Origin of the sequence: Bradyrhizobium sp. Rc2d, from assembly GCF_900099855.1 — a bacterium.
GTDB lineage: Bacteria > Pseudomonadota > Alphaproteobacteria > Rhizobiales > Xanthobacteraceae > Bradyrhizobium.
Window position 1 is genome coordinate 1 of record NZ_FNCU01000109.1, and the last position, 1,910, is coordinate 1,910.

Sequence of the window (1,910 nt, forward strand, 5' to 3'; positions counted from 1 at the left end):
ACCCCGAGCCCGATCAGATGATGCGCCAGCTGGTTGGCGTGCGCATTGAGCTCGCCATAGCTGACGCGCTGGTCCTGATAGACCACCGCCACCGCCTCCGGCGCTTTTTGCACCTGCGCCTCAAACAGCTCATGGATGCACTGCTGCTCAGGATACGTCACCTCCGTCCGGTTCAGTTCCTCCAGCAGATACGCCCGCTCGTCGGCTGGCAGCAGCTCAATCCGCCCGACCGCTTGCTGCGCATCGGCAACCATCGCCCGCAGCAGCGCCAGCAGATAATCCCGCTGCCGCTCGATGGTCGCGCGATCGAACAGCGCGGTGGCATAACCCAGCGTCCCAGCGATGACCTCACCCTGCTCGCCAAGGCTCAGCTCCAGATCGAACTTGACCTGATCGAAGCCGTCTGCCGCCGCCTCCACCATCAGCCCAGGAAGGTCGAACGTCCCAGCGGCGTTGTTCTGCCAGGCCAGCATCACCTGGAACAACGGCGTGTGATCAAGAGCCCGGGGCGGCTGCACGATCTCCACCACCTGCTCGAACGGCAGGTCCTGGTGCTCCTGCGCTCCCAAAGCCGTGCGCCGCGTCCGCGCCAACAGTTCCGACACGCTCGGCTCGCCCGACAGGTCCAGCCGCAGCGCCAGGGTGTTGACGAAGAAGCCGATCAGCTCTTCGATCTCGCGGCGACCGCGATTAGCGCTCGGCACGCCAATCACAAGATCGTCCTGTCCCGACAGACGCGACAGCACCGCAGCCCACCCCGCCAGCACCGTCATGAACAACGTCGTGCCTTGCTGCAGGCCCAGCCGCTTCAGCTCCCGCGTCAGCTCCGCATCAATAACGATCGGGACCGTCGCCCCCGCAAACGACTGCTGCGCCGGCCGCGGCCGGTCCGTCGGCAGCGCCAGACGGGCCGGCGCGCCAGACAGATTGTTGCGCCAATACTGCGCCTGGCGCTGCAGCCGCGCGCCCGACAGCCACTGCCGTTGCCAGGCGGCATAATCCGGATACTGGATTGCAAGCGGCGGCAGCGGATCGCCTTCTCCGGCCACGAACGCCCGGTACAGCTGACTGAGTTCATGCGCCAACACGCCCAGCGACCAACCATCCGAGACAATGTGATGCTGCGTCAGCAGCAAGACGTGCTCCTCATCCGAGATCCGGATCAGCCGGCCGCGGATCAGCGGGCCACGCGCCAGATCGAACGGCGTGCACGCCTCTTCCCTGCACAGACCCAATAGCGCCTCGTCCGCATCCGGCCTGTCCCGCAGATCGTGCTCCACAACCGGCAGCCCCGCATCCACCGGCAGCAGCTCCACCCAGGGCTTGCCCTCCGGCGCGACAAACACGCTGCGCAGGGCCTCATGGCGCGCCAACACACGGTCCAGGCTACGCTGCCAGGCGCTGCGGTCGAGCCCACCCTTGAGCCGCCACCCGAGCGGAATGTGATAGTTCGTGCTGCTCTGATCCAGCTGCGCCAAAAACCACAGCCGCTGCTGCGCAAACGACAGCACAAGCGGCGCTTCACGCGACACCGGCGCAATGGCCGGCAGGTCTTGCGCGCCGGAGCGGCTCAACTCATCCATGATACTCGCGGCCAGATCGGCCAGCACCGGTTTGGCAAACAGCGTGGTCAGCGGCAGTGTGAAGCCAATGGCCTGCGAGACCCGGCTCAACAGCTGCACCGCCACCAGCGAGTGCCCGCCGAGCGCAAAGAAGTGGTCGTGGCGTCCGACCCGCTCCACACCCAGAAGCTCGGCCCAGATCTGTGCCAGCGCCGTCTCGATCTCGCCCTGCGGCGGCTCATAGGCGCGATGCGCATACGCCTCATCGTCCGGCGCCGGCAGCGCCTTGCGATCGAGCTTGCCATTCACCGTCAGCGGCAGCGCCGCCAGCCGCACGAACGCCGCCGG

1 protein-coding gene is annotated in these 1,910 nt (G+C 66.8%); it reads right to left on the reverse strand.

Annotated features, from left to right (window positions below):
- The coding region (locus BLV07_RS45685; protein WP_143035757.1) for a condensation domain-containing protein at window positions 1-1,910 on the reverse strand (1,910 nt) is incomplete at both ends.